Source organism: Mesorhizobium maamorense, assembly GCF_044998965.1.
Classification (GTDB): Bacteria; Pseudomonadota; Alphaproteobacteria; order Rhizobiales; family Rhizobiaceae; genus Mesorhizobium.
Window position 1 is genome coordinate 1,843,773 of record NZ_CP173356.1, and the last position, 26,295, is coordinate 1,870,067.

Genomic DNA, 26,295 nt, shown 5'->3' on the forward strand with positions numbered 1-26,295 from the left:
GGAAAATTGCGTGGATCAGGAGCAACCGCAGCACGAGAAGATCAGGTTCAGGCGGGATGAAATCACCGACCTGGGCGCCTTGCCATCGGCTTGCCGCGTTCCGCCGCTCGGCCAGGCGGCGATCGGGCGCGGCTTTCGTATCCTATCGCGGCTGTTTGCCGGCGCCGTTGCGCTGGTGCTGCTGGCGGGGGTGGCTGTCTATCTCATCGGTGTCTCCGGAATAGGGGCCGACCGGCTGCGCGTCGAGGCGGAGGCCGCCATCGAGAAGCTAGCGGGTGTCGATGTCGATGTTGCGGTCGGGCCGGCCCGCATCACCCTCGACAGTTCGAGCTTCGTCGCGCTCCAGGTGAGCGACGTCAGCCTGAAGGCCAGCGACGGTAAACCCATGGCCGATGCGGGCAGGGTGCGTTTCGGCATCCGCCTGCTGCCGCTGCTTCGAGGCGAGGTGCGGCTGACCAGCGCCAGGATTTCCGATGCGCGCATCGTTACCGCGGCGATGCCGTCGGGCGGCGACTGGACAGCCGAGCTGCGCAATCGGGACGGGCTGATCGATCCCGAAAAACTGTCCGATGCGCTCTTTGCCAACATCAATCACGCTCTCGATGCGGTGCGCGAGGAATCGCTGCACCGTATCGATCTTCACAATGTGGCATTCGTCTTGCCCGACACCGAGGCGGTCAGGTTGATCACCGTCGCCGACGCGGTCGTCCTGCAGTCGGGGACAGGCGGCATGGAGTTCTCCTCGCAGGCAAATGTCGACGGCAAGGCGGTGACCGTCGCCGCATCCGCCAGCCGCGATGCCGAGACCCGGCGCGTGATGTCGCTGGATGCCACCGTCGGCATCGCCGAAGACGGCGGCGAAAGCGGCGCAATGGCGTCCGGCGGCAAGTTGGGGGCGCTCAGCGTGACGCTCAAAGGGTCGCAGGGGGCCGACGACACCGCGTCGCGGCTGACGGCTGCCCTGTCGTCCAGGGGATCGGTGCTTGATCTCGGCACGCGTGGCCTGCTGTCGGCCGATGTCGATGTCGGCGCCACGCTCGTCCGCGGCAGCAACAAGATCCAGGTGGACAGGCTGTTGCTGAAGACCGGCCGCTCGACCTTCGATTTCGCCGGATCGATCGGGCCCAGGCCCGCGACCGGCGCCGCCGGAGAGGAGCCGGCCTACCGATACGATCTGACCAGTGACGGCTCGACACTGGCGCCTTCGGAATCGCCGGAGCCAGCGCTCACCTTCCTTGCCCGCATCGCCGGCGTCTACCAGACCAAAAGCCATAAATTGGTAGCCGATCAGATCGCAGTCCGGTCGGCCGCTTCCAGCGAGGTCCTTGGAACCGCGGCCGTGCAGTTCGTTGATGGCAAGGCTCCAGGCATCAATCTGGCGCTCAACGTGCATGACATGCCGGTCTCGCACGTCAAGCAGCTTTGGCCATGGTTTTCGGCGCGCAATGCACGGCTCTGGGTATTGGACAATCTGTTCGGCGGCCGCGTCGTCGATGCCAATCTTCAATTCCAGGTGGTGCCTGATCGCCTCGGCAATGGCGTGCCGCTTTCCGCCGACGAGGTGTTCGGCCGCTTCCAGATCGAAGGATCGCGTTTCGACACGGCTGGCCGCATCCCGCCGATACGCGATGCTGTCGGTGTCGTCGCCTTCCACGGCAATGACGTCGATATCTCCCTGTCTTCCGGTACTGTCTTCATGCCCAGCGGCCGCACGGTGGCGGCCAGCAACGGCACGCTGACGGTCAAGGCGGCCAACCGCCCGCCGGTCGTCGGCGCGCTCGACATCGACGTTGCCGGCGAAGCGTCCGCGGTCGCTGAACTTGCCTCCTACGAGCCGATCAATGCCATGCGCCATGTCGGCTTCCTGCCCGAAGACCTGTCCGGCAGCGTCACCGGCCATGTCAGGGCCGATATTCCGCTGCAATCCGGCGTCGACAGCTCGAAGCTCGATTGGCTGGTATCGCTCGACTACAGCGGGCTTTCACTGGCCAAGCCGTTCGAAGGCCAGAGCGTCACGGATGCCGACGGTTCCGTCACGGTCGACCCTGAAAAGGCTGTGATTTCCGCCAAGGCATCCCTGAACGGCATTCCGGCCGAACTCGACCTGATCGAGCCGCTGGAGGATGGCGGACCGGCACGCAGCCGCAAGGTGGCCCTGGTGCTCGACGACAAGATCCGCGCCGCCGCCATGCCGGGGCTGGCCCCGTTGCTGGGCGGAACCGTGAAAGTCGCGATCGACAAAAGCGGCGACGGCAACCAGAACGTCTCGGCCGACCTGACCAATGCCAGGCTCGACATTCCCTGGGCCGGATGGAGCAAGGGGGCAGGGGTCCCCGCAAGTGCTACATTCGTCATGACCACGTCCGGCGATACCACGACGCTGTCCGACTTCGACCTCGGCGGCAAGACATTTTCCGTCGACGGCAACATCGTGCTGGTCAACGGGGCCCTGTCGTCGGCAAAGTTCAGCAAAGTCGCGCTGAACCGGGGCGACGACGTGGCGGTATCCGTCAAGCGATCGGGCAGGGGCTATGCAGTCAACATCAGCGGCAACGCCCTGGATGCCCGCTCGCTGATCAAGCAGTTCACCTCCGACGTCGACACCGCGACCAAGACGACGGGCGCCGACGCGATTTCCGTCAGCGCCGACGTCGATCGGCTGACCGGTTTCCACGACGAGCAACTGTCCAACCTCAAGCTCGACTACAGCGCGGCCGGTTCGAAGGTGAACGGGCTGAAGGTGAGCGCCACTGCAAGCTCGGGAGCCGCCATAGCTATCAGCAACACGAGCAGCGCCGGCCGACGCTCGCTCAACGTACAGTCGGCGGACGCCGGTGCGATACTGAGATTCCTCAACATCTACGAGCACATGGAAGGTGGGGCGATTGCCCTGGCCTTGTCGGGAGCGGGCGACGGGCCGATGAAGGGCAAGGTGGACACGACGAACTTCTTCGTCGTCAACGAACCGAAGCTCGCATCCATCGTCTCGACCACACCCGCAGGCGACAGCCGCAGCCTTAATCAGGCGGTCAAGGGCAAGCTCGACACCTCGCGGGTACAGTTCGAACGCGGCTACGCCGAGATCGAGAAGGGCAGCGGCTATCTCAGGCTGGCCAACGGCGTGCTGCGCGGTCCCCGCATCGGCACGACGTTCCAGGGCACGCTCTATGACCAGAACAACAATATGGACATGACCGGCACCTTCATGCCGGTCTACGGCCTCAACCGCATCTTCGGTGAACTGCCCATCGTCGGCGCGCTTTTGGGCAATGGCCGCGACCGCGGCCTGATCGGCGTGACCTACCGGCTCAAGGGCAACGCCAACAAGCCGCTGCTCGACATCAACCCGCTCTCGGTGATCGCGCCGGGGATATTCAGGTCGATCTTCGAGTACCGGTGAAGGGGCCTCAGATCGGCCTCACCAGAATGTGTTTTTTCCTGCCGAGTGAAAGCTTTACTACGTTTTCCGGACTCAAATCCTGAAGCGTCACCGTGCGGCGGTCATCGCTGACCGGCTGGTCGTTGAGCCGCACCGCACCGCCTTGCACATGCCGCCGCGCTTCGCCGTTGGACGCCGCCAGCCCGGCGGTCACCAGCAGCGCCAGGATGCCGACGCCGGCTTCGAGCTTGGCGTTTTCAACCTCGACGCTCGGCAGCGTCTCGGCGAGGGCACCTTCCTCGAAGGTCTTGCGTGCGGTTTCGCTGGCCTGTTCGGCGGCGCCGCGACCATGGAGCAACGCGGTGATCTCCGTGGCGAGGATCTTTTTCGCCTCGTTGATCTCGGACCCGCCGAGCTTCTCCAGGCGCGCCACCTCGTCCAACGGCAGCGTCGTGTAGAGCTTCAGGAAACGGCCGACATCGGCGTCCTCGGTGTTGCGCCAATACTGCCAGAATTCGTAAGGCGAGAGCATCTCGGCATCGAGCCAGACCGCGCCCGTGGCGGACTTGCCCATCTTGGCGCCCGACGAGGTGGTGAGCAGCGGCGTCGTCAGCGCATAAAGCTGCGCGTCCTCCATGCGGCGACCGAGATCGATGCCGTTGATGATGTTGCCCCACTGGTCGGAGCCGCCCATCTGCAGACGGCAGCCGAGGCGCTTGTAGAGCTCGACGAAGTCGTAGGCCTGCAGGATCATGTAGTTGAATTCGAGGAAGGACAACGACTGCTCGCGGTCGAGCCGCAGCTTGACGGAATCGAACGCCAGCATGCGGTTGACCGAAAAGTGACGGCCGACGTCGCGCAGGAAATTGACGTAGTTGATCTCCATCAGCCAGTCGGCGTTGTTGACCATGGTCGCGTCATTCGGGCCGCTGCCGAATTTGAGATACGGCATGAAATTGCGGCGGATGCCGGCGAGATTGTCGTCGATGTCGCGCGGGGTCAGAAGCTTGCGCGCCTCGTCCTTGAAGGAAGGGTCGCCGATCATCGAGGTGCCGCCGCCCATCAAGGCGATCGGCCGATGGCCGGTCTGCTGCAGCCAGTGCAACATCATGATCTGGATCAGCGAGCCGGCGTGCAGGCTCTTGGCGGTCGCGTCGAAGCCGATATAGGCCGTCACCGTCTCCTTGGCGAAGAGATCGTCCAGCCCGGCATCATCCGAAGTCTGGTGGATGAAGCCGCGCTCGCTCATCGTGCGCAGGAAATCGGATTTGAAGGCAGGCATTTTTTCTTTCCCGAAGCGTCCGCCCGTCCGGCGCGGGCGTATGTGAAAGCGCGCGTTTAGCACCCAAGCGCGATCAGCAAAAGTGGATTCCGGTTTTGCGCCCGATCGCACTTCGACCAGGGGCTTGGCAATCACTTGTTGTTGAAACGACGCAAGCCGCCCCTCGGCGCGGATGCTGTCGGTAGCTAATCAAGTTGTCCGGTTTGGTAGCACATGATCTGTCCGCTTCTGTTTTGGCGTCGAAGCGGTTCACGCGGCTTGCCTGATGGGGCAAGTGTCTTCGATTGCGGCGCCGTCAGAGCTGTAGCGAGCAATGCGGCGCGGCCCGTGAAAGATCGCGAGGGTTCCATCCGGGTAGTGCCTGACCTTGACGGTGGCTTTGACGAAGTGATGCCGGATCGGGCTCTGCGGCAGCTGCAATCGCAGCCGCGCGAAGGCGACCGTGTTGTCGCGGGCAACGACGCGCTCCTCCTCGATGCACAGGATCTGGGCCAGTTGTTGCGGGTCTGCGGCGACAAAGGCGCTGTCCTCGACCGCGGCCGGCCTGGCGAAGCGGGCATTGTGAGCTGGTAGGTAGGTCTGTGCGATGAACCGGTTGGCGGCCTCGATGTCGGCAATTCCGGCCAGCGCCAGCTCTCTCGGTAGCCGATCCTGCAAGGTGGAGAACATCCGCTCCGAGCGGCCTCGCGCTTCAGGGGAATAGGCTGGAATATGTTCGATACCCAGCCGCTCGAGTGCCCGGCCGACCTGGGTCAGCCGGCTTTTGTCGACCGCCTCGCCGGCCTTCAGCGTCACGAAATAGTGGCTGCCGCGATCGCTGTAGAGGCTCGATGGCAATCCCTTGGCGACGAATGTCTCCAGAAGGCCCTGAAAGCTCGACGCCGTGCCTTCCTCCTCGATCAGGAAGGCCGAATAGATCGTGCTCGTCGCATCGTCCATCGTCACGATCAGGTCCAGCATCGGCTCACCCGCCAGCCATCGATGACGGCTGCCATCCTGATGCAGCATCATCCCCTCGCAAGGCTTCCTCTCCCGCTTGCGCCGGTGAGCACCGCGCCGCTTGGCCCGTTCCACAAGGCCCGCCGCGTGGAGCTGCGTCTTGATGAAGGTGTAGACCCAGCTGAAATGGTGATCGCGCAGCAGGTGCTCGTGGAAATGCTTCACATTCCAGCCGAGGTAGCGATGACGGTAAAGCTCCAGCATCTCCTCAATCGCTTCCGCCGGCACCCGACGCGTCGAAAGCTTGCCCAAGCGCCGATCCAGCAACCCTGCTTCCCCAGCTTCTTCGTACCGGTCGCGGTAGCGTCGGAATTGCCGCTCCGACATGCCAAGCAACTCCCCTGCCTCCATCATCGAAAGATCGCCGCCATTCCAGCGGCTCAATACGTCCCGAAACTTTTGCATTCTCCGTTCCTGTAGCCATGCCGTCCGCTTCATCCCCAGCCTCCATCCGCTGGCGATAAAACCGGACAACTCACGTGCTACCTAATCCGGACAACTCATGTGCTTACGACACCCCTCGGCGCGGATGCTTGCTTCATTGTTTGTGCTGGCGTAATGAGGCGCGCGCCAAAAGGTCCTTGCAGCCCACGACCTCAAGCGGCACCGCACGGCATCCACCCAATGCCATATCCGACGACAGAGCCCCACGCGACATGCCGGACGCATTGATATCCATCGTCATTCCTTGCAGGAACGAGGCGGCAAACCTGCCGCTGCTGATCGATGAGATCGAGGCGGCGATGACCGGGCGCGACTTCGAACTGATCATCGTCAACGACGGCTCGACCGACGAAACCGCAGCCGTTCTCGCCAGGCAGGCAGCACTTCGCCCGTTTCCAGTCAGGGAATTGCGGCACGAGAAATCCGCCGGCCAGAGCCTCTCGGTACGCTCCGGCGCCTGGGCGGCGCGCGGAAGCATCGTCGCCACGATCGACGGCGATGGCCAGAACGATCCTCAGTACATTCCCATGCTGGTCGACGCCTTGCGGCGGGCCGGGCCCGGCTACGGCGCCGCGCAAGGGCAGCGCCTGAAGCGCCGCGACAGCAAGGTCAAGCAACTGGCATCGCGGTTCGCCAACTGGCTGAGAAACGCCATCCTGCATGACGAGACGCGCGACACAGGCTGCGGCCTGAAGGCGGTCCACACCGAGATCCTGCGCAAGCTGCCGTTCTTCGACGGCACCCATCGTTTCGTTCCGGCGCTGGTCATCCAGGAAGGATACCATGTCGTGCATTGCGACGTCGTCGACCGCTCCCGCCGCCACGGCAAGTCGAACTACGGAATTTTCGACCGTGGCCTGCAGGGCGTGCTCGATCTCTGCGGCGTCTGGTGGCTGCGCCGCAGGCGTCGCCGGATGCCAAAAGTAGAGGAAATCACGCATGGTTAACGTGCTTCAGGAACTGGTGACCTGGATCCACCGGGTCTTCATCGAACAGTTCAACGCGTGGATCCTGCTCGGCTTCGTCGCCCAGTTCTTTTTCACCATGCGCTTCGTCGTGCAGTGGCTCGCATCGGAAAAGGCCAAGCGAAGCGTCGTGCCGATCGCCTTCTGGTTCTTCTCGCTGTTCGGCGGAGGTCTGTTGCTGATTTATGCGATCAAGCGGCAGGACCCGGTGTTCATCGCCGGCCAGGGCATGGGCTTGTTCATCTACATCAGAAATCTCTGGCTGATCGCCAATGAACGCAAGGCGGCGATGACGAAGGTCGATTGAGCGACTTTGCGCATCAGGGAAGAATGGTCGGAGAGGCTGGAATATGGCGCTGAACAGGAACTACATCCTTCTTTTCCTGTTCAGCCTGGTGATGACGGTGTCGGGACTTGCGTCCATGCCGCCGCTGGACCGTGACGAGCCGCGCTTCGTCCAGGCCACCAAGCAGATGGTCGAGAGCGGCGATTATGTCGACATCCGCTTTCAGGACGCTTCGCGCTACCAGAAGCCGATCGGCATCTATTGGCTGCAATCCGCGGCCGTGGCTCTAAGCGGCAAGGGCGCCGCCGCACCAATATGGGTCTACCGCCTGGTGTCGACGCTGGGCATCGCCCTGGCCGTTCTCGGCATCGCCTGGACGGGCACCAGGCTTTTCGGAGCCAGTGCCGGCATCGCCGCCGGCCTGGTGATGGCGGCGATCTTCGCCACCGCCTTCGAGGGCCGCGACGCCAAGACCGATGCGATGCTGCTGGCCTGCTGCGTGGCGGCGCAGGGCGCGCTGGCGCAGATTTACCTGGCATCGCGCCGCAACGAGCCCGTCGCCGGCCATCTGTGGTGGATATTCTGGCTGGCGCAAGGGGCCGCGATCCTCATCAAGGGGCCGATCGCCCCACTGCTGTCGGCGCTCACCATCGCTGTCTTGTTTGCATTCGAACGCGACGGGCGCTGGCTGTCGAAGCTCAAGGTGGGGCGCGGCCTGCTGCTCGTCGTCCTGATCGTGTTGCCCTGGCTCGCCCTGATCACCTGGAAAAGCCACGGCGCCTTCCTCCAGCAAGCCGTCGGCAAGGACATGCTCGGCAAGGTCGCCCAGGGCGAGGAATCGCACGGCCTGCCGCCCGGCTTCTACATGTTGACCTATTCGCTGTTCATGTGGCCGTTCGGCCTGATCGCCGTCGGCGCCGGCCTGCAAGCCCTCAACCGGCTGCGCGACGATGTCAGGCTGCGCTTCTGTCTCGCTTGGTACATCCCCTTCTGGCTGGTATTCGAACTGATTCCGACCAAGCTGCCGCACTACGTGCTGCCGGCCTATCCCGGCATGGCGCTGCTGATCGGCTGGCTTTTGACATTGCAGCCGCAGGAAGCCAATGCGCCGCTCCGGCGCTGGCAGCAATGGTTGTGGTGGTCGACTGCCTTCGGCCTGGTCGTGGTCAGCCTCGGCCTGGCCGCGGTCTGTGTGGGCGCCCCGATCTATCTCACCCATACTTTCTCGTGGTGGAGCATTCCGGCGGCCGCATCAGCGCTCGGCGCCGGCTACCTGGCCTTCTCGCGACAGTTGCAAGTGCCGCTTGCCCGTATCGGCGCCGTCGCGGCTTGTGCGGGCATCGCCTACGGGTTGCTGTTTGGTGTCATCGCCCCGTCCTTGAAGCCGATATGGCTGAGCCCGGCGATCAACGAGGCTGTGCGCGCCAACAAGCCTTGCGACACCTCGGTGCTGGCGTCGGCGCGGTATCACGAGCCGAGCCTTGTGTTCCTGGTGGGCACGAAAACGATACTGACCGACATCGATGGCGTGGCAAAGCATCTGCTTGCCGACCCCGCCTGCGCGCTGGGGCTGGCGCCGGTCGAAGATGAGCAGAAACTCAATGGATTGCTGGCGGGGCAAGGCAAGGCGGCGAGCCATCTTACGACGATCGACGGGCTCAACTTTTCATCGGGAGACAAAATGTCGCTCGGCCTCTACCGTATCGCCCAATGAGTTCGACAATGGGATCCGGTTTTCAATGCTGGTGAAACCGCGCCCTTCCGTATCCGTTGCGCCCGCTGCGGTGGTGCGTCGGTCCGTTGGCAATTTCCGCGACACGCTGCGGATCGTGAGAGGGCGCTTCGCCGCTCGTTCCGCCTCGTATCCCAAGGTCCTATGGCCGCTCTGGATCTCGGCCTGGATTTTGCTCACGGCAGCGGCGTTCGTCGGCCTCGACACGCCGGCGGGACTGCTGCACGGCCGGTGGTCGGCGGGCTTCGGCCGGCTCGCCGAGTTCCTGACACAGTTCGGCCTGGGCGGCTGGTATCTCATCCCGCCGGCACTCTTGCTCATAGGGGCCAATCTGACGGACTGGCGAAGCCTGTCGCGGCGGTCATTGATGCTCGTCTACAACTGGACCTGCCTGGCGTTCCTTGCACTGAGCGCCGTCGGTCTGTCCGGCCTGCTGGTCAATGTCCTGAAATATGCGGTCGGCCGGGCGCGTCCGCTCTATTTTCAGGATCTCGGCGTGCTCTCGCTGCGTCCCTTGGCCTTCGATGCGCGCTTTGCCGGTTTCCCGTCCGGTCACGCCACGACCATGGGGGCCGTGTTCGGCATCCTGCTGCTTTTGTTCCCGCGGCGCTGGTACATCGCCTTGCCGATCACGGCCTGCATCGCCTCGACGCGGGTCTTCGTCGGCGCGCATTATCCGAGTGATACCGTCGCCGGCTTTGGTCTTGGCTTTGCCTTCGCGCTGGTTTGCGGACTGGTCTTTGCCCGGCTCGGCTTCATCTTCAGCCCGACACGATCGGGATTGCCGGTGCGCAAGCAGACGTTTCGGCTGATCGGTCGAACAAGCCGAACGGCCGTCTGATCCATCGAGCCTGGGATTTAGTCGCCGTTCAGTCCGCCATAGGACCTTACCAGGTTCACCATGTCGGACGAATTTGCCGTCTCGCTTTCAAGCCCGTTCGCAACGCCTGCGCGATCCGCGACGGGACGGTTCTGGCTGACCTTCCATTTGCCATGGATTTCGGCGATCTCGATCTCCAGCCCGATGATGCCCTTGATCTGCGACTGGATGAACGGGGCAGGCGCATCCGTTACCGCCCATGGCGCCTCACGCGTGCCTTCCTGCGAAGCCGTCAGGTCGGCGATCTGCCGCGCCAGCCAGTCCTGATCGTCGATCACCTTCGCGATGCCGCGCACCTGCACGATGGCATAGTTCCAGGTCGGCACCACCTTGCCGGTCTCGCGCTTGGTCTCGTACCAGGACGGCGTCACATAGGCGTCGGTGCCCTGGAAGACGATCAGCACCGTCGAGGCCGGATTGTCGGCGATAAGCCGCCATTGCGGATTGGCTTTGGCCAGATGTGCGCGCAGCCTGCCATTTGGCCCGACATCGGCGTCGATCAGGAACGGAATGGCGTCGGCGACCGGCCCTTCGGGTCCGCTGGAAACCAAGAGGCCGAGCGGATGTGCCCGGATCAGCCCGTGCAGCACCTCCGGCCGTGTTTCCTGGAAATGAGGAGGCTGGTACATCGCGATCATCCGTCCTTTAGCGCAGCCGCTTCGGGCGCGGATCCGACAATTCGCCGGCCAGCCGGCGATCGAGATAATCCGCGCATTCCTCGATCAGCAGTTCGGCATCGTTGGCGAAGAAATGATTGGCGCCGGGCAATGTCTTCTGCGTGATGGTGATGCCCTTTTGCGTGTGCAGTTTGTCGACCAGGCCTTGCACGTCCTTCGGCGGCGCCACCTTGTCAGCGTCGCCATGGATGATGAGCCCCGAGGAGGGGCAGGGCGCCAGGAAGGAAAAGTCGTAGGTGTTGGGTTGCGGCGCGACCGAGATGAAGCCTTCGATCTCGGGCCGGCGCATCAAAAGCTGCATACCGATCCACGAGCCGAACGAATAGCCGGCAACCCAGCAACTCTTGGAATCCGGATGCAGCGACTGCACCCAGTCGAGTGCGGCGGCCGCATCCGACAATTCGCCGGTGCCGTGATCGAATTCGCCCTGGCTGCGCCCGATGCCGCGGAAATTGAAGCGCAGCGTGGTGAAGTCGCGCTTCTGGAACATGTAGAAGAGGTCGTAGACGATTTTGTTGTTCATCGTCCCGCCGAATTGCGGGTGCGGATGCAAGACAATGGCAATCGGCGCGCTCTTTTCCTTCGAGGGCTGGTAGCGACCCTCCAGACGGCCGGCCGGACCGGTGAAAATGACCTCAGGCATGAAATACTCCAACTTGGGTAATAAGAATGCGCGGCGCCCGGAGAACCTTCCTCTGGCCTTGACGCAGGGCGAGCGTCTTCATAGAAGCTAGTTTAGAATTGTTCAAAACTGGGTGGCCGGAACGCAATCGTCCGGCTACCCGCGCCGCAAGCCGCGTAAATAGGACGGCTTGCCTTGGAATTTCAAGGAAATAACGCGATATCTCGGTGGAATGGCTTCTGACGGGACCAACTGGAAGAAAATGGCCGGAATGCGCGCCTATCTCGACTACAATGCCAGTGCGCCGCTGCTTGCAGCGGCACGCGAGGCTATGGTCGCGGCGCTCGATGTGGCCGCCAACCCATCATCGGTCCATGCCGAAGGGCGTGCGGCGCGTCGCCTGATCGAAACTGCAAGGCGTGATGTGGCGGAATTGGTGAAGGCCAAGGCTGGGCATGTCGTGTTCACGTCAGGCGCCACGGAAGCCGCCTCGACGCTGCTGACGCCCGATTGGCGGATGGGGCGCGGGATCATCCGCATGAGCCATCTCTATATCTGCGAAGCCGACCACCCCTGCCTGTTGAACGGCGGGTCCTTCCCGGCCTCGCAGGTGATGCGGATCGGCGTCGACGCCAATGGAATTGTCGACCTCGAAGCAATGGCAAACGCGCTTGCCGCGCACGATAAGGCCGCCGGCCTGCCGCTGGTGGCAATCCATGCCGCCAATAATGAGACTGGTGTCATCCAGCCGGTCGATCGTATCGCCGAAATCGTAAAGTCGGTCGGCGGTGTCCTCGTCGTAGACGCGGTTCAGGCGGCAGGGCGCATTTCAATCGACATTTCGGCGGGTTACGCCGACTATCTGATACTATCGTCGCACAAGATCGGCGGCCCCAAGGGCGTCGGCGCCATCGTCGCCGCTGCCGATCTGATGATGCCGAAGCCGCTCATCAACGGCGGTGGCCAGGAAAAGGGCCATCGCGGCGGCACCGAGAACCTGCCCGGCATTGCGGGATTTGGCGCGGCGGCGCGGGAGGCTCTCATCGGATTGGAGGCCATCGACGCCCTGCGTCGGCGCCGCGACGAGATCGAGGCCATCGTTAAAATGTTGATACCGGACGTGGAAATCTTCGGAACCGGCGCACCGAGGCTTGCCAACACGACATTCTTCGCTATTCCCGGCGCCAAGGCCGAAACGGTACAGATCGCCTTCGACCTGGCCGGTGTGGCGCTGTCGGCGGGTTCCGCCTGCTCGTCGGGTAAAGTCGGTCCGAGCCATGTGCTGAAGGCTATGGGTCAAGGTGACAGTCTAGGTGCGTTGCGCGTGTCGATCGGCGCGGCGACCGGCGCGCAGGACATCGAGGCGTTCCGCCTGGCGTTGGCAGAAATCGCCGCACGTCGGGTGGGCAAGGAGAAGGCCGCGTAGCGGTTCGACGAATTTGGGCCTTTCGGCCTGGTAGAGCCGTGCGTTTCATGCTGGCCGGGTGAATTTCCGGCCGAGGCGCACTATATGAAACTTACGCCGCCGCGGGTGCTCCTTGGGTGCTTATCCGGCGGTGCCATAGTTTGAAAACTGTCGGGCCTTGACCCCGGCGTGGATGGAGAACGCATATGCCTGCTGTGCAGGACACGATCGATCGGGTCCGAAAGATCGACGTCGACCAATACAAATACGGGTTCCAGACCGAAATCGCTGTCGACAAGGCCCCCAAGGGCCTGAGCGAAGACATCATCCGTTTCATTTCAGCGAAGAAGGACGAACCGTCCTGGATGCTGGAATGGCGTCTGGAAGCCTATCGGCGCTGGCTGACGCTGGAAGAGCCGACCTGGGCGCGCGTCAACTATCCCAAGATCGATTTCCAGGACATCTATTACTACGCGGCGCCGAAGAGCACGCCCGGACCGAGCTCGCTCAGCGACGTCGATCCGGAGATCTTGAAGGTCTACGAGAAACTCGGCATTCCGCTGAAGGAGCAGGAGATCCTGGCCGGCGTGCAGAAGACCGATGCGTCCGAGCTCGAGGAAGCCAGCGACAATGTCTACAAGTCCGGCCGCGTCGCCGTCGATGCCGTGTTCGATTCGGTATCCGTCGTCACCACGTTCAAGAAGGAACTGGCGCAGGCGGGCGTCATCTTCTGCTCGATCTCGGAAGCCATCCGCGAGCATCCGGAACTGGTGAAGAAATATCTCGGCTCGGTCGTGCCGACGTCGGATAATTTTTATGCGACGCTGAATTCGGCCGTCTTCACCGACGGCTCGTTTGTCTTCGTGCCCAAGGGCGTTCGCTGCCCGATGGAACTGTCGACCTATTTCCGCATGAACGAGAAGAACACCGGCCAGTTCGAGCGCACGCTGATCATCGCCGAGGAGGGGGCCTACGTCTCCTATCTCGAAGGCTGCACGGCGCCGCAGCGCGACGAGAACCAGCTCCATGCGGCGGTCGTCGAACTGGTGGCGCTAGACGATGCCGAGATCAAATATTCGACGGTGCAGAACTGGTACCCCGGCGACGCCGAGGGCAAGGGCGGCATCTATAACTTCGTTACCAAGCGCGGCGATTGCCGTGGCCACCGCTCGAAGATCTCGTGGACGCAGGTCGAGACCGGCTCGGCGATCACGTGGAAATACCCGAGCTGCATCCTGCGCGGCGACGATTCCAGCGGCGAGTTCTATTCGATCGCCGTGTCGAACGGCTACCAACAGGTCGACAGCGGCACCAAGATGATCCATCTCGGCAAGAACACGTCGAGCCGCATCATCTCCAAGGGCATCGCCGCCGGTTTTTCGCAGAACACTTATCGCGGCCAGGTTTCGGCGCATCGCAAGGCGACCAATGCGCGCAACTTCACCAATTGCGACTCGCTGCTGATCGGCGACCAGTGCGGCGCCCACACGGTGCCTTACATGGAAGCCAAGAACGCGACCGCGCAGTTCGAGCACGAAGCGACGACGTCGAAGATTTCCGAGGACCAGAAGTTCTACGTCATGCAGCGCGGCATTCCGGAGGAGGAAGCGATCGCGCTGATCGTCAACGGCTTCGTCAAGGACGTCATCCAGCAGCTGCCGATGGAATTCGCCGTCGAGGCACAGAAGCTGATCGGGATTTCGCTCGAGGGCTCGGTCGGCTGACCGGACAGATATTCAGGAAGAAAAGAATGCTTGAGATCAAGAACCTGCATGCCCGCATCGTCGATGACGGCACCGAAATCATCCGCGGCCTGAATCTTTCGGTAAAAGCCGGCGAGGTCGCCGCGATCATGGGGCCGAATGGCTCGGGCAAGTCGACGCTGTCCTACATTCTCGCCGGCCGCGAGGACTACGAAGTGACCGAGGGCGATATCCTGTACAACGGCCAGTCGATCCTCGAAATGGATCCGGCCGAGCGCGCGACTTCGGGCATTTTCCTGGCCTTCCAGTATCCGATGGAGATACCGGGCGTGGCGACCATGGAATTCCTGAAGGTTGCCATGAATGAGCAGCGCAAGGCGCGAGGCGAGGAGCCGCTGAAGATCCCCGAATTCCTGAAGCGCGTGAAGGATGCCGCAGCCTCGCTCAACATGGACATGAACATGCTCAAGCGGCCGCTCAATGTCGGCTTCTCCGGCGGCGAGAAGAAGCGCGCCGAGATTCTGCAGATGAAGCTTTTGGAGCCAAAGCTCTGCGTGCTTGACGAGACCGATTCCGGGCTCGACATCGATGCGCTCAAAATCGTCTCCGATGGCGTCAACGCGCTGCGCTCGCCCGAGCGCGCCATCGTCGTCATCACGCACTATCAGCGGCTGCTCGAACACATCGTGCCCGACACCGTGCACGTGCTTTACAAGGGCCAGGTCATCAAGTCCGGCGACAAGTCGCTGGCGCTCGACCTCGAGGCCAATGGCTATGCCGGCGTGATCGGTGAAGCCGCGTGAGATGCCAGAAGGCAAGGTCAAACTGATGAACATGCACACACAACCCCAGCGGACACCGGCCGAAACAGCGTTGATCGACGCTTTCGGCGAACGGTTGTCGCTGCTGCCGGGCGACGGCGCGGTGATGTTGAAGCGCGACGACGCCATCGAGGCGGTGAAGCACGGACTGCCGACGCGGCGCGTCGAATCCTGGCATTACACGGACCTGCGCCGGCTGCTGAGTGCGGTGCCGGACTTCGACCCGACGGCCGTGGCCAAAGCCATCGCGCCAGTCGTTGAAGGTTCCACCGTGTTGCCGCTTCTCAACGGCGTGTCGAGCGCAAAAACGCCCGCAATCGAAGGCGTCAGCGTCCAGGCTTTGTCGGAGAAACTGACCGACGGCAGCATCGCGCCTGGGCTCGATCCCTATGGCAGCGACGATGCCATCGGGGCGTTGAACATGGCCTTCGTCGCCGACGGCTATTTCGTCGACATCGCCGATGGCACCCAAGTGGAAAAGCCGATCGAATTGCAGAACCTGCAGGCCGGCGGCCAGACGCATATACGCCTGGCCGTGCGCGTCGGCGCCGGCGCCAAGGCTGTGATCGTCGAGCGCCAGGCCGGCGAGGGCGCGGCCCTTGTCAGCTCGGTCAGCCAGCTCGTGCTCGGCGAAGGCGCCGAGGTGACCTGGCTGATCGTCCAGGAGCAGCCGGACACGGCAACGCATCTGGCGCAGTTCAAGGCTCATATCGGCAAGAACGCGAAACTGACGCTGTTCGTCATGAATGCCGGCGGCAAGCTCGTGCGCCAGGAGGTCGTGGTGAAGACGACGGGCGAGGGCGCCGACTTCCAATTGCGCGGCATCAACCTGCTGGCCGGCGACGCCCACACGGACACCACCATGGTGCTCGATCATGCGGTGCCGCACACCACGTCGACGGAAGTGATCCGCAACGTCGTGACCGGCAAGGCGCGTGGCGTCTTCCAGGGCCGCATCAACGTCCATCAATACGCGCAGAAGACCAACGCCAAAATGGCTTGCAACACGCTGCTTCTGTCGGACGACGGCGAGTTCTCGACCAAGCCGGAACTCGAAATCTTCGCCGACGACGTGGTCTGCGGTCATGGCGCCACCGTCACCGAGATCGACCACAACCATCTGTTTTACCTGATGGCGCGCGGCATCGACGAGAAGAGCGCCCGTGGTCTGCTGGTGAAGGCCTTCATCGCCGAGGTGATCGAGGAACTGGACGACGAGGTGATCGTCGAGGCCCTGGAGACCAGGCTCGACGGCTGGTTTGCGGCGCATGGATGAGTGGATAGGGCTCGCTCCGGCGAACACCCCTGATCCGGCTGCTTCGCGGCCACCTTCTCTCACAAGGGGAGAAGGAAGAGCGCCTGACCTTCTCCCCTTGTGGGAGAAGGTGGATCGGCGCGTAGCGCCGAGACGGATGAGGGGTGTTGGACGGAATGAGGCAGTGCCTCAAGAGAGCTTATGATGGACCAGAAAGTCGAAACCTACGACGTCGAGGCGATCCGCCGCGATTTCCCGATTCTGTCACGCGAAGTCTACGGCAAACCTCTCGTCTATCTCGACAATGGCGCCTCGGCGCAGAAGCCGCAGGCGGTGCTCGACGCGGTCCAGCACGCCTATGCCCAGGAATACGCCAACGTCCATCGCGGCCTGCACTTCCTGTCCAATGCAGCGACCGACGCTTATGAGAAGGCGCGGGAGACGGTTCGCCGCTTCCTCAATGCGCCGAGCACCGACAATATCGTCTTCACCTCGAACACGACATCGGCGATCAACACGGTCGCCTATGGCTATGGCATGCCCAATATCGGCGAGGGCGACGAGATCGTGCTGTCGATCATGGAGCACCACTCCAACATCGTGCCATGGCATTTCATCCGCGAGCGGCAGGGCGCCAAACTGGTCTGGGTGCCGGTCGACGATCTCGGCGTCTTCCACATCGAGGAATTCGAGAAGCGACTGACTGACCGCACAAAGCTAGTCGCCATCACGCAGATGTCGAACGCGCTGGGCACGGTGACGCCGATCAAGGAGATCGTGCGCATCGCGCATTCGCGCGGCATTCCCGTGCTCGTCGACGGCAGCCAGAGCGCCGTCCATATGCCCATCGACGTGCAGGACCTCGACTGCGATTTCTTCGTCCTCACCGGCCACAAGGTCTACGGTCCCTCGGGCATCGGTGTACTCTACGGCAAGAAGGACATCTTGCAGCGCATGCGTCCGTTCATGGGCGGCGGCGAGATGATCGAGGAGGTGACGGAAGACATCGTCACCTACAACGACCCGCCGCACCGCTTCGAGGCCGGTACGCCGCCGATCGTCCAGGCGATCGGGCTCGGCGCCGCGCTCGATTACATGGAAAAGATCGGCCGCGAGCGCATCGCCGCGCACGAGGCCGATTTGAAGGACTATGCGCACGAGCGGCTGCGCGCCATCAACTCGCTGCGCATCTTCGGCGACGCGCCCGGCAAGGGCGCCATCATCTCGTTCGAGCTGCAAGGCATTCATGCCCATGACGTGTCGATGGTGATCGACCGGCAAGGCGTGGCTGTGCGCGCGGGCACCCATTGCGCCCAGCCCCTGTTGAAACGCTTCGGCGTAACCTCCACATGCAGGGCGTCGTTCGGCATGTATAATACGCGAGCCGAAGTCGATGCTTTGGCTGATGCGTTGGAAAAAGCGCGCAAGTTTTTCGGGTGACGATAATGGAAGATGCCAGCACAGCCACCGATGCTGTTCCCGACGCGGCCGCCAATGCGGTGGTTTCCGCCTCCGCAATTGCCGCCGACGAACTGGCGCGGCTGACCGACGACATCGTCTCGGCGCTGAAGACGGTCTACGACCCGGAAATCCCGGCCGATATTTACGAGCTTGGCCTCGTCTACAAGATCGACATCGAGGACGACCGTTCGGTCAAGATCGACATGACGCTGACCGCGCCCGGCTGCCCGGTGGCCGGCGAGATGCCGGGCTGGGTTGAGAACGCCGTCGGCGCCGTCGAAGGCGTGTCGGGCGTCGAGGTCAACATGACATTCGACCCGCCCTGGTCGCCCGATCGCATGTCGGAAGAGGCGCAGGTGGCGGTGGGCTGGTATTGACCTTGAGTCCGGCACACTTGCGCCAGTGGTAAAACTTCACCATTTTAGGTGAGGAATCATTCGGCAGGCCTTGAACCTGCATGGAATGGAGAAGGAAAAAGATGGGACGCTTTGCCGTCATCACGATGACCGAAAAGGCCGCCGACCGGGTGCGCGAGATCGTTGCCACGCGTGAGAATGCGCATGGCATTCGCCTCGGTATCAAGAAGGGCGGTTGCGCCGGCATGGAATACACGGTCGACCTGGTGACCGAACCCAATACCAAGGACGACCACATCGAGCGCGACGGCGCCCATGTCTATGTCGCGCCGGAAGCAGCACTTTTCCTGTTCGGCACCGAGATGGATTTCGAGCAGACGACGCTGCGCACCGGCTTCACCTTCCGCAACCCGAACCAGAGCTCGGCCTGCGGCTGCGGCGAATCCGTCGAACTGAAGCCGGCCGACCTCAAGGCGCTGGCAGAAGCACGCGCCTCCGCCTGACCTTCCTTCGTCCCGTTTACGGGGAGAAGGTGGCCCCAAGGGCCGGATGAGGGGCAGCGCTGGCCCCTCAATAGCCCCGCTGCCGGCGTTCGTCATTCGAAAAGCCGCGCAATTGGCTTCCCGCCTGCTGCGCAGACACTCCTCACCTCCCTTAGAACGCAGCGAAGACACTCACTCCACCCACGTCCCGGTTCGCTTATGCCAGTCGGCGATCGATTCCTCGGGATAGACGTCGAACACCTTGTCGCTCGGCCCGACATCGGGCTCGACCCAGTTGGCCTTGTATTTCAGCATCAGATGCACCTTGCTTGGCGGTTTCGGCAGGTCGCTGTCGATCGCCGAGGCGAAGGGATGAACGAGTTCCGGCCAGGTCGGGTCGTAGAGCCACAGCGCCGATCCGCATTTGCGGCAGAAATTGCGCTCTCCGGTCGAGATTTCGCAATGCGGATGTTCGTCGTCCTCGATCTCGGCCCGATAGACGCCGAGGCTCCCCTTGCCGCGGATGGTCATCGTCTCGTAGTCGGCGCCAAGATTAATGGCAAAACCGCCGCCGCCCTGCTGCTTGCGGCAGATCGAGCAGTAGCACAGCATGAACGGCACGGGCGTGTGGCTTTCCACCTCGAAACGAACGGCATTGCAGCGGCAGGACCCCTTGAGCAGGACAGGCATGGCGGGAACTCCGGTCGATCCCCTTTCAACCTGTCAGCATGGTTTTGGTTGCGCCGATGACAAGGCCGGATCGCGGTGACATGATCCGCGCATGGACAATGAACGCATAGAAGAACTCTTCCAGAGCCTGGGCCTGGTCAGCATCCGCAAGCTGTTCGGCGGCAAGGGCATCTATGCCGACGGCGTCATCGTCGCCGTCGTGCTGCGCGGCGAATTGATGCTGAAAGCGGACGAGCAAAGCGCGCCCGACTTCGAGGCCGCCGGCTGCACGCAGTGGACCTACACCGGGTCCCGGCACGGCAAGCTGGTGGCGATGCCCTATTGGAGCATTCCCGATAGTGCCTTCGACGACCCCGACGAGATGGCGGTCTGGGCGCGGCGGGCCTATGAGGCGGGGCGGCGGGCGGGAAAATAACGCTAGGACCTCGGGGCGATGAGGCAGCGCAGACTTTTTCGGAGACGTCCAGCAGGACAGATGAGGGCGTGACGGAACTCGGTGGTCGCGAGTAGCCGTGGTGCCGCCGCTCGTATTTCCGGCGTCCTACAGCGCCCCGGCAATCCGCGCCGCCAGCCGAGCATTGTTTTCCACCAGCGCGATGTTGGTCTTCAGGCTCCGGCCGCCGGTGAGTTCGAGGATTTTGGAGAGCAGGAAAGGCGTCACCGCTTTGCCGGTGACGTTGAGCGCCTCGGCGGCCTTCTGGGCGGCCTCGATATAACCGCCCATCTCGCCGGCCGGGATCTCGTGATCCTCCGGCACCGGATTGGCGATCAGCATGCCGCCGCTCAGGCCCAACGCCTGTCGCGTCTTGTAGAAATGCGCGATGTCTTCCGGCGCGTGCAAGGTCAGCGGCGCGCGGAACGGCGACTGCCGCGACCAGAAGGCCGGCATGGTCTCGCAGCCATGGCCGATCACCGGCACGCCGCGGGTCTCCAGCACTTCCAGGGTCTTTTCGATGTCGAGGATGGCCTTGGCCCCGGCCGAGACGACGATGACGGGCGTGCGCGCCAGCTCATCGAGATCAGCCGAAATGTCGAAGCTTTTTTCGGCGCCCTTGTGCACGCCGCCAATGCCGCCGGTGGCGAACACCTCTATCCCAACCATATGCGCGGCGATCATTGTGGCGGCAACCGTGGTGCCGCCGGTGCGCCCTTGCGCGACGGCGAAGCCGAGATCGGCGCGAGAGAGCTTCATGGCATCGCCGGTCATGGCGAGCGATTCGCGTTCTCCGTCGGAGAGGCCGATCTTGATGCGGCCCGCCACCACGGCGATCGTCGCCGGCACCGCGCCGCCATCCGCAATGATCTTTTCCACGTCGGCCGCCATGGCGCCATTGTCGGGGTAGGGCATGCCATGGGTTATGATGGTGCTTTCCAGCGCCACCACGGGCTTCCCGGCCGACAGGGCCTGCGCCACCGGCGCGTGGACATCGATGAAGGGGCGGGCGGTGTCTGGGGTCATCTTGATCTCCAATCCGGAGTGCGGCGCATCTTTTTGGACGCTCGATCGGCACTGCGGCACTGTGAACTGGCCGGTCTCATGCCACTTCCTGCTCTTCGGGCACAAGAGCCAGCGCTTGCGCGAAAGTCGCCGTGGTGAAATCGGGAACGGCGCCCGCGCTTTCAACAGCCAGCGTCGCGGCGGCGACGCCCTCGCGCAACGCCGCGCGCAAGGGCATGCCGCGCAGTAGGGCGGCGACCGTCGCGCCGGCAAGCGCATCGCCGGCGCCGGTGACGTCCACGACCTTTCTTGGAGGGGCGGGACGACGGCAAAGCTGCCGTCGCGGTCGAAGCCCAGCACCGGGCCGCCGCCCGCCGTGACCACCGCGCTGTCGAGGCCGGCGCTTCTCAGCCCGTCGAGGATAGTTTTTTGAGAGGCGGCATCCTCAAGTGCGGCAAGCGCCACCGCCTCGCGCCTGTTCATGAAGGCGACGGCCAGGCCGCCGAGCACCGGTGTCAAGCGCACGACCTTGGCCGGTGAAATGGCAATGGCGAACACGGGCTTGCCGGCGGCAAGCGACACCAGCCGCTCCAGAGCCGCCGATGGCAGGTTGGCGTCGCACAGGACGGCATCGGCGGCGGCGATCTCCTCCCGCACCCTGGAGCGGCGGATCTGCTTTGCAAATGCCAGCTCATAAAGCGCCATGTCGGCAAAGCCGACGAGCAGTTCGCCCTCGCGGTCGATCAGCGCCGTATAACTCGGCGTCGTGCGGTCGAGGAACACCGCGGACAGGTCGGCAATGCCTGCTTCGGCGATGGCGCGCGAAACCGTGTCGGCGGCGGCATCACCGCCGCGCACCGACAGCAACGAGCCCGAGACGCCTCGCCGCACCGTGCTGCGTAATGCGTTGAAGACGCCGCCGCCAACGTCCTCGCGCATCGTGCCCGGGTTGGAGGCAGCCGGCACGTAAGCGCCGGACACCTGGCCGCGCCTGTCGATATGGGCGCCGCCCACCGCCAGGACTCTTGGAGATCTCACCATGCGCCGATATGACCTTTGTTGGCGGTCACGCACAAGCGCCATACTGTGCGACGGAGCTTCGCAGGCAACAGCCAGCGATTCGTGGGGCCGGCACGGCGAACCAGCCTGGCCTAATATTCGGACCATGTTGGAGCCGAATCGTGAGACAAAAAAAGAACAAATCAGGATGTAGCTTATTTTTCAAATGCTTGATCCCTCTTGCCAAATGAGAACAAAAAAGGTACAAATAACCAAGGATTACGGATTGTCCGGCCTTCATTGACGACTACGGGGTGATGTATCATGGCTCAGAACAGCTTGCGGCTTGTAGAGGATAAGGCAGTGGACAAATCAAAGGCTCTGGATGCGGCGCTGTCGCAAATCGAGCGGGCTTTCGGCAAGGGCTCGATCATGCGGCTCGGCGCGAACGAGCAGGTCGTCGAGATCGAAACCGTGCCGACCGGCTCGCTCGGTCTCGACATCGCGCTTGGCGTCGGCGGCCTGCCGCGCGGCCGCATCATCGAGATCTACGGGCCGGAAAGCTCGGGTAAGACGACGCTGGCGCTGCACACGGTGGCGGAAGCCCAGAAGAAGGGCGGCATCTGCGCCTTCGTCGATGCCGAGCATGCGCTCGATCCGGTCTATGCCCGCAAGCTCGGCGTCGATCTCGAAAACCTCCTGATCTCGCAGCCTGACACTGGCGAGCAGGCGCTTGAGATCTGCGATACGCTGGTGCGCTCCGGCGCCATCGATGTGCTGGTGGTCGATTCGGTCGCGGCGTTGACGCCGCGGGCGGAAATCGAGGGCGAAATGGGTGATTCTGCTGCCCGGCCTGCAGGCCCGCCTGATGAGCCAGGCGCTGCGCAAGCTGACCGCCTCGATCTCGCGCTCCAACACCATGGTCATCTTCATCAACCAGATCCGCATGAAGATCGGCGTCATGTTCGGCTCGCCCGAAACCACCACCGGCGGCAATGCGCTCAAATTCTACGCCTCGGTGCGTCTCGATATCCGCCGCATCGGCTCGGTCAAGGACCGCGACGAGGTCGTCGGCAACCAGACCCGCGTCAAGGTGGTCAAGAACAAGCTGGCGCCGCCCTTCAAGGTGGTCGAGTTCGACATCATGTACGGCGAAGGCGTGTCGAAGACCGGCGAGCTGGTCGATCTCGGCGTCAAGGCCGGCGTGGTCGAGAAATCGGGCGCCTGGTTCTCCTACAATTCGCAGCGTCTCGGCCAGGGCCGCGAGAACGCGAAGCTGTTCCTGCGCGACAATCCCGATACGGCGCGCGAGATCGAACTTGCGCTCAGGCAGAACGCCGGACTGATCGCCGAAAAATTCCTCGAGAATGGCGGCTCCGAAGGTGGCGATGATGGCTTCGAGGATGAAGCCGGCGCGATGTAAGCGCTCGTCGGCACGATCTAGCGTTCGCTGGCGCGATCTAGCGTTCGGTTTACGGCCCGAGTTCGGCCATAATCCCGGTTCATCAACTTGAGCTTATGTAATCGAGTTCTGTAGTATTGCGTTTCGAACCGCCGGCCCCGTGCCGGCGGTTTGCGTTTTGAGCGGCTGGCGAACCGCGAATTGGCCAGCTTGCGTGTTTCTGGACAGGGTGCCAAGCGGCGGCTAAAAGGCCAGCTCCATCTTCTAAAGCAGAGCCCATTTTCCGCCGGTCCGGCCGGCGGCTCTCTCGAAAAGGCAGCATTCATGAGTGGCGTGAACGAGATCCGGTCGACATTTCTCGACTATTTCCGCAAGGAGGGTCACGAGGTCGTGGCGTCGAGCCCGCTTGTGCCGCGCAACGATCCGACGCTGATGTTCACCAATGCCGGCATGGTGCAGTTCAAGAACGTCTTCACCGGCCTGGAGAAGCGGCCCTATTCGCGTGCCACGACCGCCCAGAAAAGCGTTCGCGCCGGCGGCAAGCACAACGACCTCGACAATGTCGGCTACACCGCGCGCCACCTGACCTTCTTCGAGATGCTCGGCAATTTCTCCTTCGGCGACTATTTCAAGGAGCGCGCCATCGAGTTGGCCTGGAACCTCATTACCAGGGAGTTCGGGCTTAAGAAGGACAAGCTGCTCGTCACCGTCTACCACACCGACGACGAGGCGGCCGGCTTCTGGAAGAAGATCGCCGGCTTTTCCGATGATCGCATCATCCGCATCCCAACCTCCGACAATTTCTGGGCGATGGGCGACACCGGGCCGTGCGGGCCATGCTCGGAAATTTTCATCGATCGCGGCGAGCACATCTGGGGCGGTCCGCCCGGCACCACGGAGGAGGATGGCGACCGGTTCCTGGAATTCTGGAACCTGGTGTTCATGCAGTACGAGCAGGTGACGAAGGACGAGCGCATCGACCTGCCGCGCCCGTCGATCGACACCGGCATGGGGCTGGAGCGCATGGCCTCCATCCTGCAAGGCGTGGAAAGCGTGTTTGAGACCGACCTGTTCCGCCATCTGATCGATGCGGCGTCGTCCGCGGTCGGCCGCGGTCCCGACGCCGAGACCGTCGCATCCTATCGCGTCATAGCCGATCACCTGCGCTCGTCCTCGTTCCTGGTCGCAGACGGCGTGCTGCCATCGAACGAAGGCCGCGGCTATGTGCTGCGCCGCATCATGCGCCGCGCCATGCGGCATGCGCAATTGCTCGGTGCGAACGAGCCGCTGGTGTGGAAGCTGGTGCCGGCGCTGGTTCGCGAGATGGGTCAGGCCTATCCGGAACTGGTGCGCGGCGAACAGCTGATCACCGAGACGCTGAAGCTTGAGGAGACCAGGTTTCGCAAGACGCTGGTGCGCGGTCTCGGTTTGCTGTCGGAGGCGACGGAAAAGCTCGGCGCCGGCGATATGCTGGACGGCGAGACGGCCTTCAAGCTTTATGACACCTACGGCTTCCCGCTCGACCTGACGCAGGATGCGCTGCGCCAGCGCAACATCTCGGTCGATCTTGCCGGCTTCACCAATGCGATGGAGCAGCAGAAGGCCGAGGCGCGTAAGCACTGGGCAGGTTCCGGCGAGGCGGCGACGGAAGCGGTCTGGTTCCCGGTGCGCGAAAAAGCCGGTGCCACCGAATTCCTCGGCTACGAGACCGAGCAGGCGGAAGGCATCATCCAGACGGTTGTCCGCGACGGCAAGACCGTCGACAGCGCCGGCAAGGGCGAAGCGGTAGCCGTGGTCGTCAACCAGACGCCGTTCTATGCCGAATCCGGCGGCCAGATGGGCGACACCGGAACCATTTCAGGCGAAGGCTTCTCGATCGAGATTTCCGATACGCAGAAGAAGGCCGACGGGCTGTTCGTGCATCTCGGCAAGGTGGTCAGCGGCACTGCCAGGACGGGTGCCGCCGTCGAGCTGAAGGTTGACCATGCGAGGCGCTCCAGGCTGCGCGCGAACCATTCCGCGACGCATCTGATCCATGAGGCGCTGCGCGAGGTGCTGGGCACCCATGTAGCACAGAAGGGCTCGCTGGTCGCGCCCGAGCGCCTGCGCTTCGACATCTCGCACAACAAGCCCATCTCGCCCTCGGAACTCGAGGAGGTCGAGCGCATGGCCAATGAGATCGTGGTGCAGAACAGCCCGGTGATCACGCGCCTGATGTCGGTCGACGATGCCATTGCCGAAGGCGCCATGGCGCTGTTCGGCGAGAAATACGGCGATGAGGTGCGCGTCGTGTCTATGGGCACGGGCCTACATGGCGCCAAGGCCAACCGCCCCTATTCGGTCGAGCTTTGCGGCGGCACGCATGTCAGGGCAACCGGTGACATCGGCCTGGTGCGCGTCGTGTCCGACAGCGCCGTCGCCGCAGGCGTGCGCCGCATCGAGGCGCTGACGGGCGAGGCCGCGCGCAAGCATCTCGACGAACAGGACCGGCGGCTGAAGGCGGCCGCGGCAACACTGAAAATCTCGCCGGCCGACGTGCCGGCGCGTGTTGAAGCCCTGCTCGAAGAGCGCAAGAAGCTCGAGAAGGAGCTCACCGAAGCGCGCAAGAAGCTGGCGCTGGGCGGCGGGTCGCCCGCTGACGCGCCGGCCGCCAACGAGACCGTCGCGGGCGTCGGCTTCCTCGGCAAGTCGGTTTCCGGTGTCTCGCCGAAGGATCTGAAGCCGCTCGCCGACGCCGGCAAAAGCTCGCTCGGCTCCGGCGTGGTCGTGTTCGTCGGTGCGGGCGAGGACAACAAAGCGAGCGTCGTGGTCGCCGTCACCGACGATCTCGTCGGCCGTTTCAGCGCCGTCGACCTGGTGCGTGTCGCCTCCGCCGCCCTCGGCGGGCAGGGCGGCGGCGGCCGGCCCGACATGGCGCAGGCCGGTGGCCCCGATGCCTCGAAGGCCGACGACGCGATTGCTGCGGTGAGGGCGGCGCTGGAGGCGGCGTGATTCATTGCAGAATTGGGGGGCAACGC

General features: G+C 63.4%; 20 protein-coding genes and 2 pseudogenes. 15 read left to right on the top strand and 7 right to left on the bottom strand.

Annotated features, from left to right (window positions below; genetic code table 11):
• Nucleotides 1-10: 10 nt before the first annotated feature.
• Nucleotides 11-3,400, top strand: a complete 3,390-nt coding sequence (locus ACIU1A_RS09490; RefSeq protein ID WP_404927180.1) for a DUF3971 domain-containing protein — start codon at nt 11-13, stop codon at nt 3,398-3,400.
• Nucleotides 3,401-3,407: 7 nt separating this feature from the next.
• Here ACIU1A_RS09490 and tyrS read toward each other — a convergent pair whose 3' ends face one another.
• Together tyrS and ACIU1A_RS09500 are read right to left on the bottom strand one after the other, a co-directional pair.
• Nucleotides 3,408-4,661: a tyrosine--tRNA ligase gene (gene tyrS, locus ACIU1A_RS09495; RefSeq protein ID WP_404927181.1), complete on the bottom strand. Its 1,254-nt coding sequence runs from the start codon at nt 4,659-4,661 to the stop codon at nt 3,408-3,410.
• A gap of 249 nt (nt 4,662-4,910) precedes the next feature.
• Entirely contained in the window at nt 4,911-6,065 is a 1,155-nt protein-coding gene (locus ACIU1A_RS09500) for an ISNCY family transposase (RefSeq protein ID WP_404926836.1), read from the bottom strand.
• A 251-nt stretch (nt 6,066-6,316) separates the two neighbouring features.
• Here ACIU1A_RS09500 and ACIU1A_RS09505 point away from each other — a divergent pair, with 251 nt between their 5' ends.
• The 4 genes from ACIU1A_RS09505 to ACIU1A_RS09520 are packed head-to-tail and all read left to right on the top strand — an operon-like array spanning nt 6,317 to nt 9,928.
• Entirely contained in the window at nt 6,317-7,051 is a 735-nt protein-coding gene (locus ACIU1A_RS09505; RefSeq protein ID WP_140515786.1) for a glycosyltransferase family 2 protein, read from the top strand.
• Nucleotides 7,044-7,376 (top strand): lipid-A-disaccharide synthase N-terminal domain-containing protein, encoded by a 333-nt coding sequence (locus ACIU1A_RS09510; protein ID WP_140493889.1) that lies wholly within the window; start codon nt 7,044-7,046, stop codon nt 7,374-7,376. Before ACIU1A_RS09505 ends, ACIU1A_RS09510 begins: the two co-directional genes overlap by 8 nt.
• A gap of 43 nt (nt 7,377-7,419) precedes the next feature.
• Nucleotides 7,420-9,069, top strand: a complete 1,650-nt coding sequence (locus ACIU1A_RS09515) for an ArnT family glycosyltransferase (RefSeq protein ID WP_404927182.1) — start codon at nt 7,420-7,422, stop codon at nt 9,067-9,069.
• Between the two features lie 25 nt (nt 9,070-9,094).
• On the top strand, nt 9,095-9,928 hold the full coding sequence (locus tag ACIU1A_RS09520) for a phosphatase PAP2 family protein (protein ID WP_404927183.1): 834 nt from the start codon (nt 9,095-9,097) through the stop codon (nt 9,926-9,928).
• A gap of 17 nt (nt 9,929-9,945) precedes the next feature.
• Here the strand turns inward: ACIU1A_RS09520 and ACIU1A_RS09525 are convergent, their stop codons facing one another.
• Nucleotides 9,946-10,596 carry an FMN-binding negative transcriptional regulator gene (locus tag ACIU1A_RS09525; RefSeq protein WP_404927184.1) on the bottom strand — a complete coding sequence of 217 codons (651 nt, stop codon included), beginning with the start codon at nt 10,594-10,596 and terminating at the stop codon, nt 9,946-9,948.
• Between the two features lie 16 nt (nt 10,597-10,612).
• Nucleotides 10,613-11,287, bottom strand: a complete 675-nt coding sequence (locus ACIU1A_RS09530; RefSeq protein WP_140493883.1) for an alpha/beta hydrolase — start codon at nt 11,285-11,287, stop codon at nt 10,613-10,615.
• Between the two features lie 241 nt (nt 11,288-11,528).
• Here ACIU1A_RS09530 and ACIU1A_RS09535 point away from each other — a divergent pair, with 241 nt between their 5' ends.
• From ACIU1A_RS09535 to sufA, 7 genes are all read left to right on the top strand, one after another.
• Nucleotides 11,529-12,692 (top strand): cysteine desulfurase family protein, encoded by a 1,164-nt coding sequence (locus tag ACIU1A_RS09535; protein WP_404927185.1) that lies wholly within the window; start codon nt 11,529-11,531, stop codon nt 12,690-12,692.
• Between the two features lie 185 nt (nt 12,693-12,877).
• Nucleotides 12,878-14,395: a Fe-S cluster assembly protein SufB gene (gene sufB / locus ACIU1A_RS09540; RefSeq protein ID WP_140493879.1), complete on the top strand. Its 1,518-nt coding sequence runs from the start codon at nt 12,878-12,880 to the stop codon at nt 14,393-14,395.
• Nucleotides 14,396-14,421: 26 nt separating this feature from the next.
• A complete protein-coding gene (gene sufC, locus ACIU1A_RS09545; protein WP_140564708.1) occupies nt 14,422-15,177 on the top strand; it encodes a Fe-S cluster assembly ATPase SufC in 756 nt (251 codons plus the stop codon).
• A gap of 25 nt (nt 15,178-15,202) precedes the next feature.
• Nucleotides 15,203-16,471 (top strand): Fe-S cluster assembly protein SufD, encoded by a 1,269-nt coding sequence (sufD, locus tag ACIU1A_RS09550; RefSeq protein ID WP_404927186.1) that lies wholly within the window; start codon nt 15,203-15,205, stop codon nt 16,469-16,471.
• 183 nt (nt 16,472-16,654) lie between these two features.
• On the top strand, nt 16,655-17,890 hold the full coding sequence (locus ACIU1A_RS09555) for a cysteine desulfurase (protein WP_404927892.1): 1,236 nt from the start codon (nt 16,655-16,657) through the stop codon (nt 17,888-17,890).
• Nucleotides 17,891-17,895: 5 nt separating this feature from the next.
• Nucleotides 17,896-18,288: an SUF system Fe-S cluster assembly protein gene (locus ACIU1A_RS09560; protein WP_404927187.1), complete on the top strand. Its 393-nt coding sequence runs from the start codon at nt 17,896-17,898 to the stop codon at nt 18,286-18,288.
• A gap of 101 nt (nt 18,289-18,389) precedes the next feature.
• Nucleotides 18,390-18,770 (top strand): Fe-S cluster assembly scaffold SufA, encoded by a 381-nt coding sequence (gene sufA / locus ACIU1A_RS09565; RefSeq protein WP_006206001.1) that lies wholly within the window; start codon nt 18,390-18,392, stop codon nt 18,768-18,770.
• Between the two features lie 171 nt (nt 18,771-18,941).
• Here sufA and ACIU1A_RS09570 read toward each other — a convergent pair whose 3' ends face one another.
• Nucleotides 18,942-19,439, bottom strand: a complete 498-nt coding sequence (locus ACIU1A_RS09570; protein WP_404927188.1) for a GFA family protein — start codon at nt 19,437-19,439, stop codon at nt 18,942-18,944.
• Nucleotides 19,440-19,530: 91 nt separating this feature from the next.
• On the opposite strand from ACIU1A_RS09570, the gene ACIU1A_RS09575 reads away from it, so the two are divergent.
• The gene (locus tag ACIU1A_RS09575; protein WP_404927189.1) at nt 19,531-19,854 is read left to right on the top strand and encodes a TfoX/Sxy family protein; all 324 of its coding nucleotides are present in this window, start codon (nt 19,531-19,533) and stop codon (nt 19,852-19,854) included.
• 126 nt (nt 19,855-19,980) lie between these two features.
• Here the strand turns inward: ACIU1A_RS09575 and ACIU1A_RS09580 are convergent, their stop codons facing one another.
• Entirely contained in the window at nt 19,981-20,898 is a 918-nt protein-coding gene (locus ACIU1A_RS09580; protein WP_404927190.1) for a pseudouridine-5'-phosphate glycosidase, read from the bottom strand.
• 76 nt (nt 20,899-20,974) lie between these two features.
• Nucleotides 20,975-21,918: pseudogene (locus ACIU1A_RS09585) on the bottom strand (carbohydrate kinase family protein).
• Between the two features lie 282 nt (nt 21,919-22,200).
• On the opposite strand from ACIU1A_RS09585, the pseudogene recA reads away from it, so the two are divergent.
• Together recA and alaS are read left to right on the top strand one after the other, a co-directional pair.
• Nucleotides 22,201-23,299, top strand: a pseudogene (gene recA / locus ACIU1A_RS09590) (recombinase RecA).
• A 303-nt stretch (nt 23,300-23,602) separates the two neighbouring features.
• Complete coding sequence (alaS, locus tag ACIU1A_RS09595) at nt 23,603-26,269, top strand: alanine--tRNA ligase (RefSeq protein ID WP_404927191.1); 2,667 nt, start codon at nt 23,603-23,605, stop codon at nt 26,267-26,269.
• Nucleotides 26,270-26,295 lie beyond the last annotated feature (26 nt).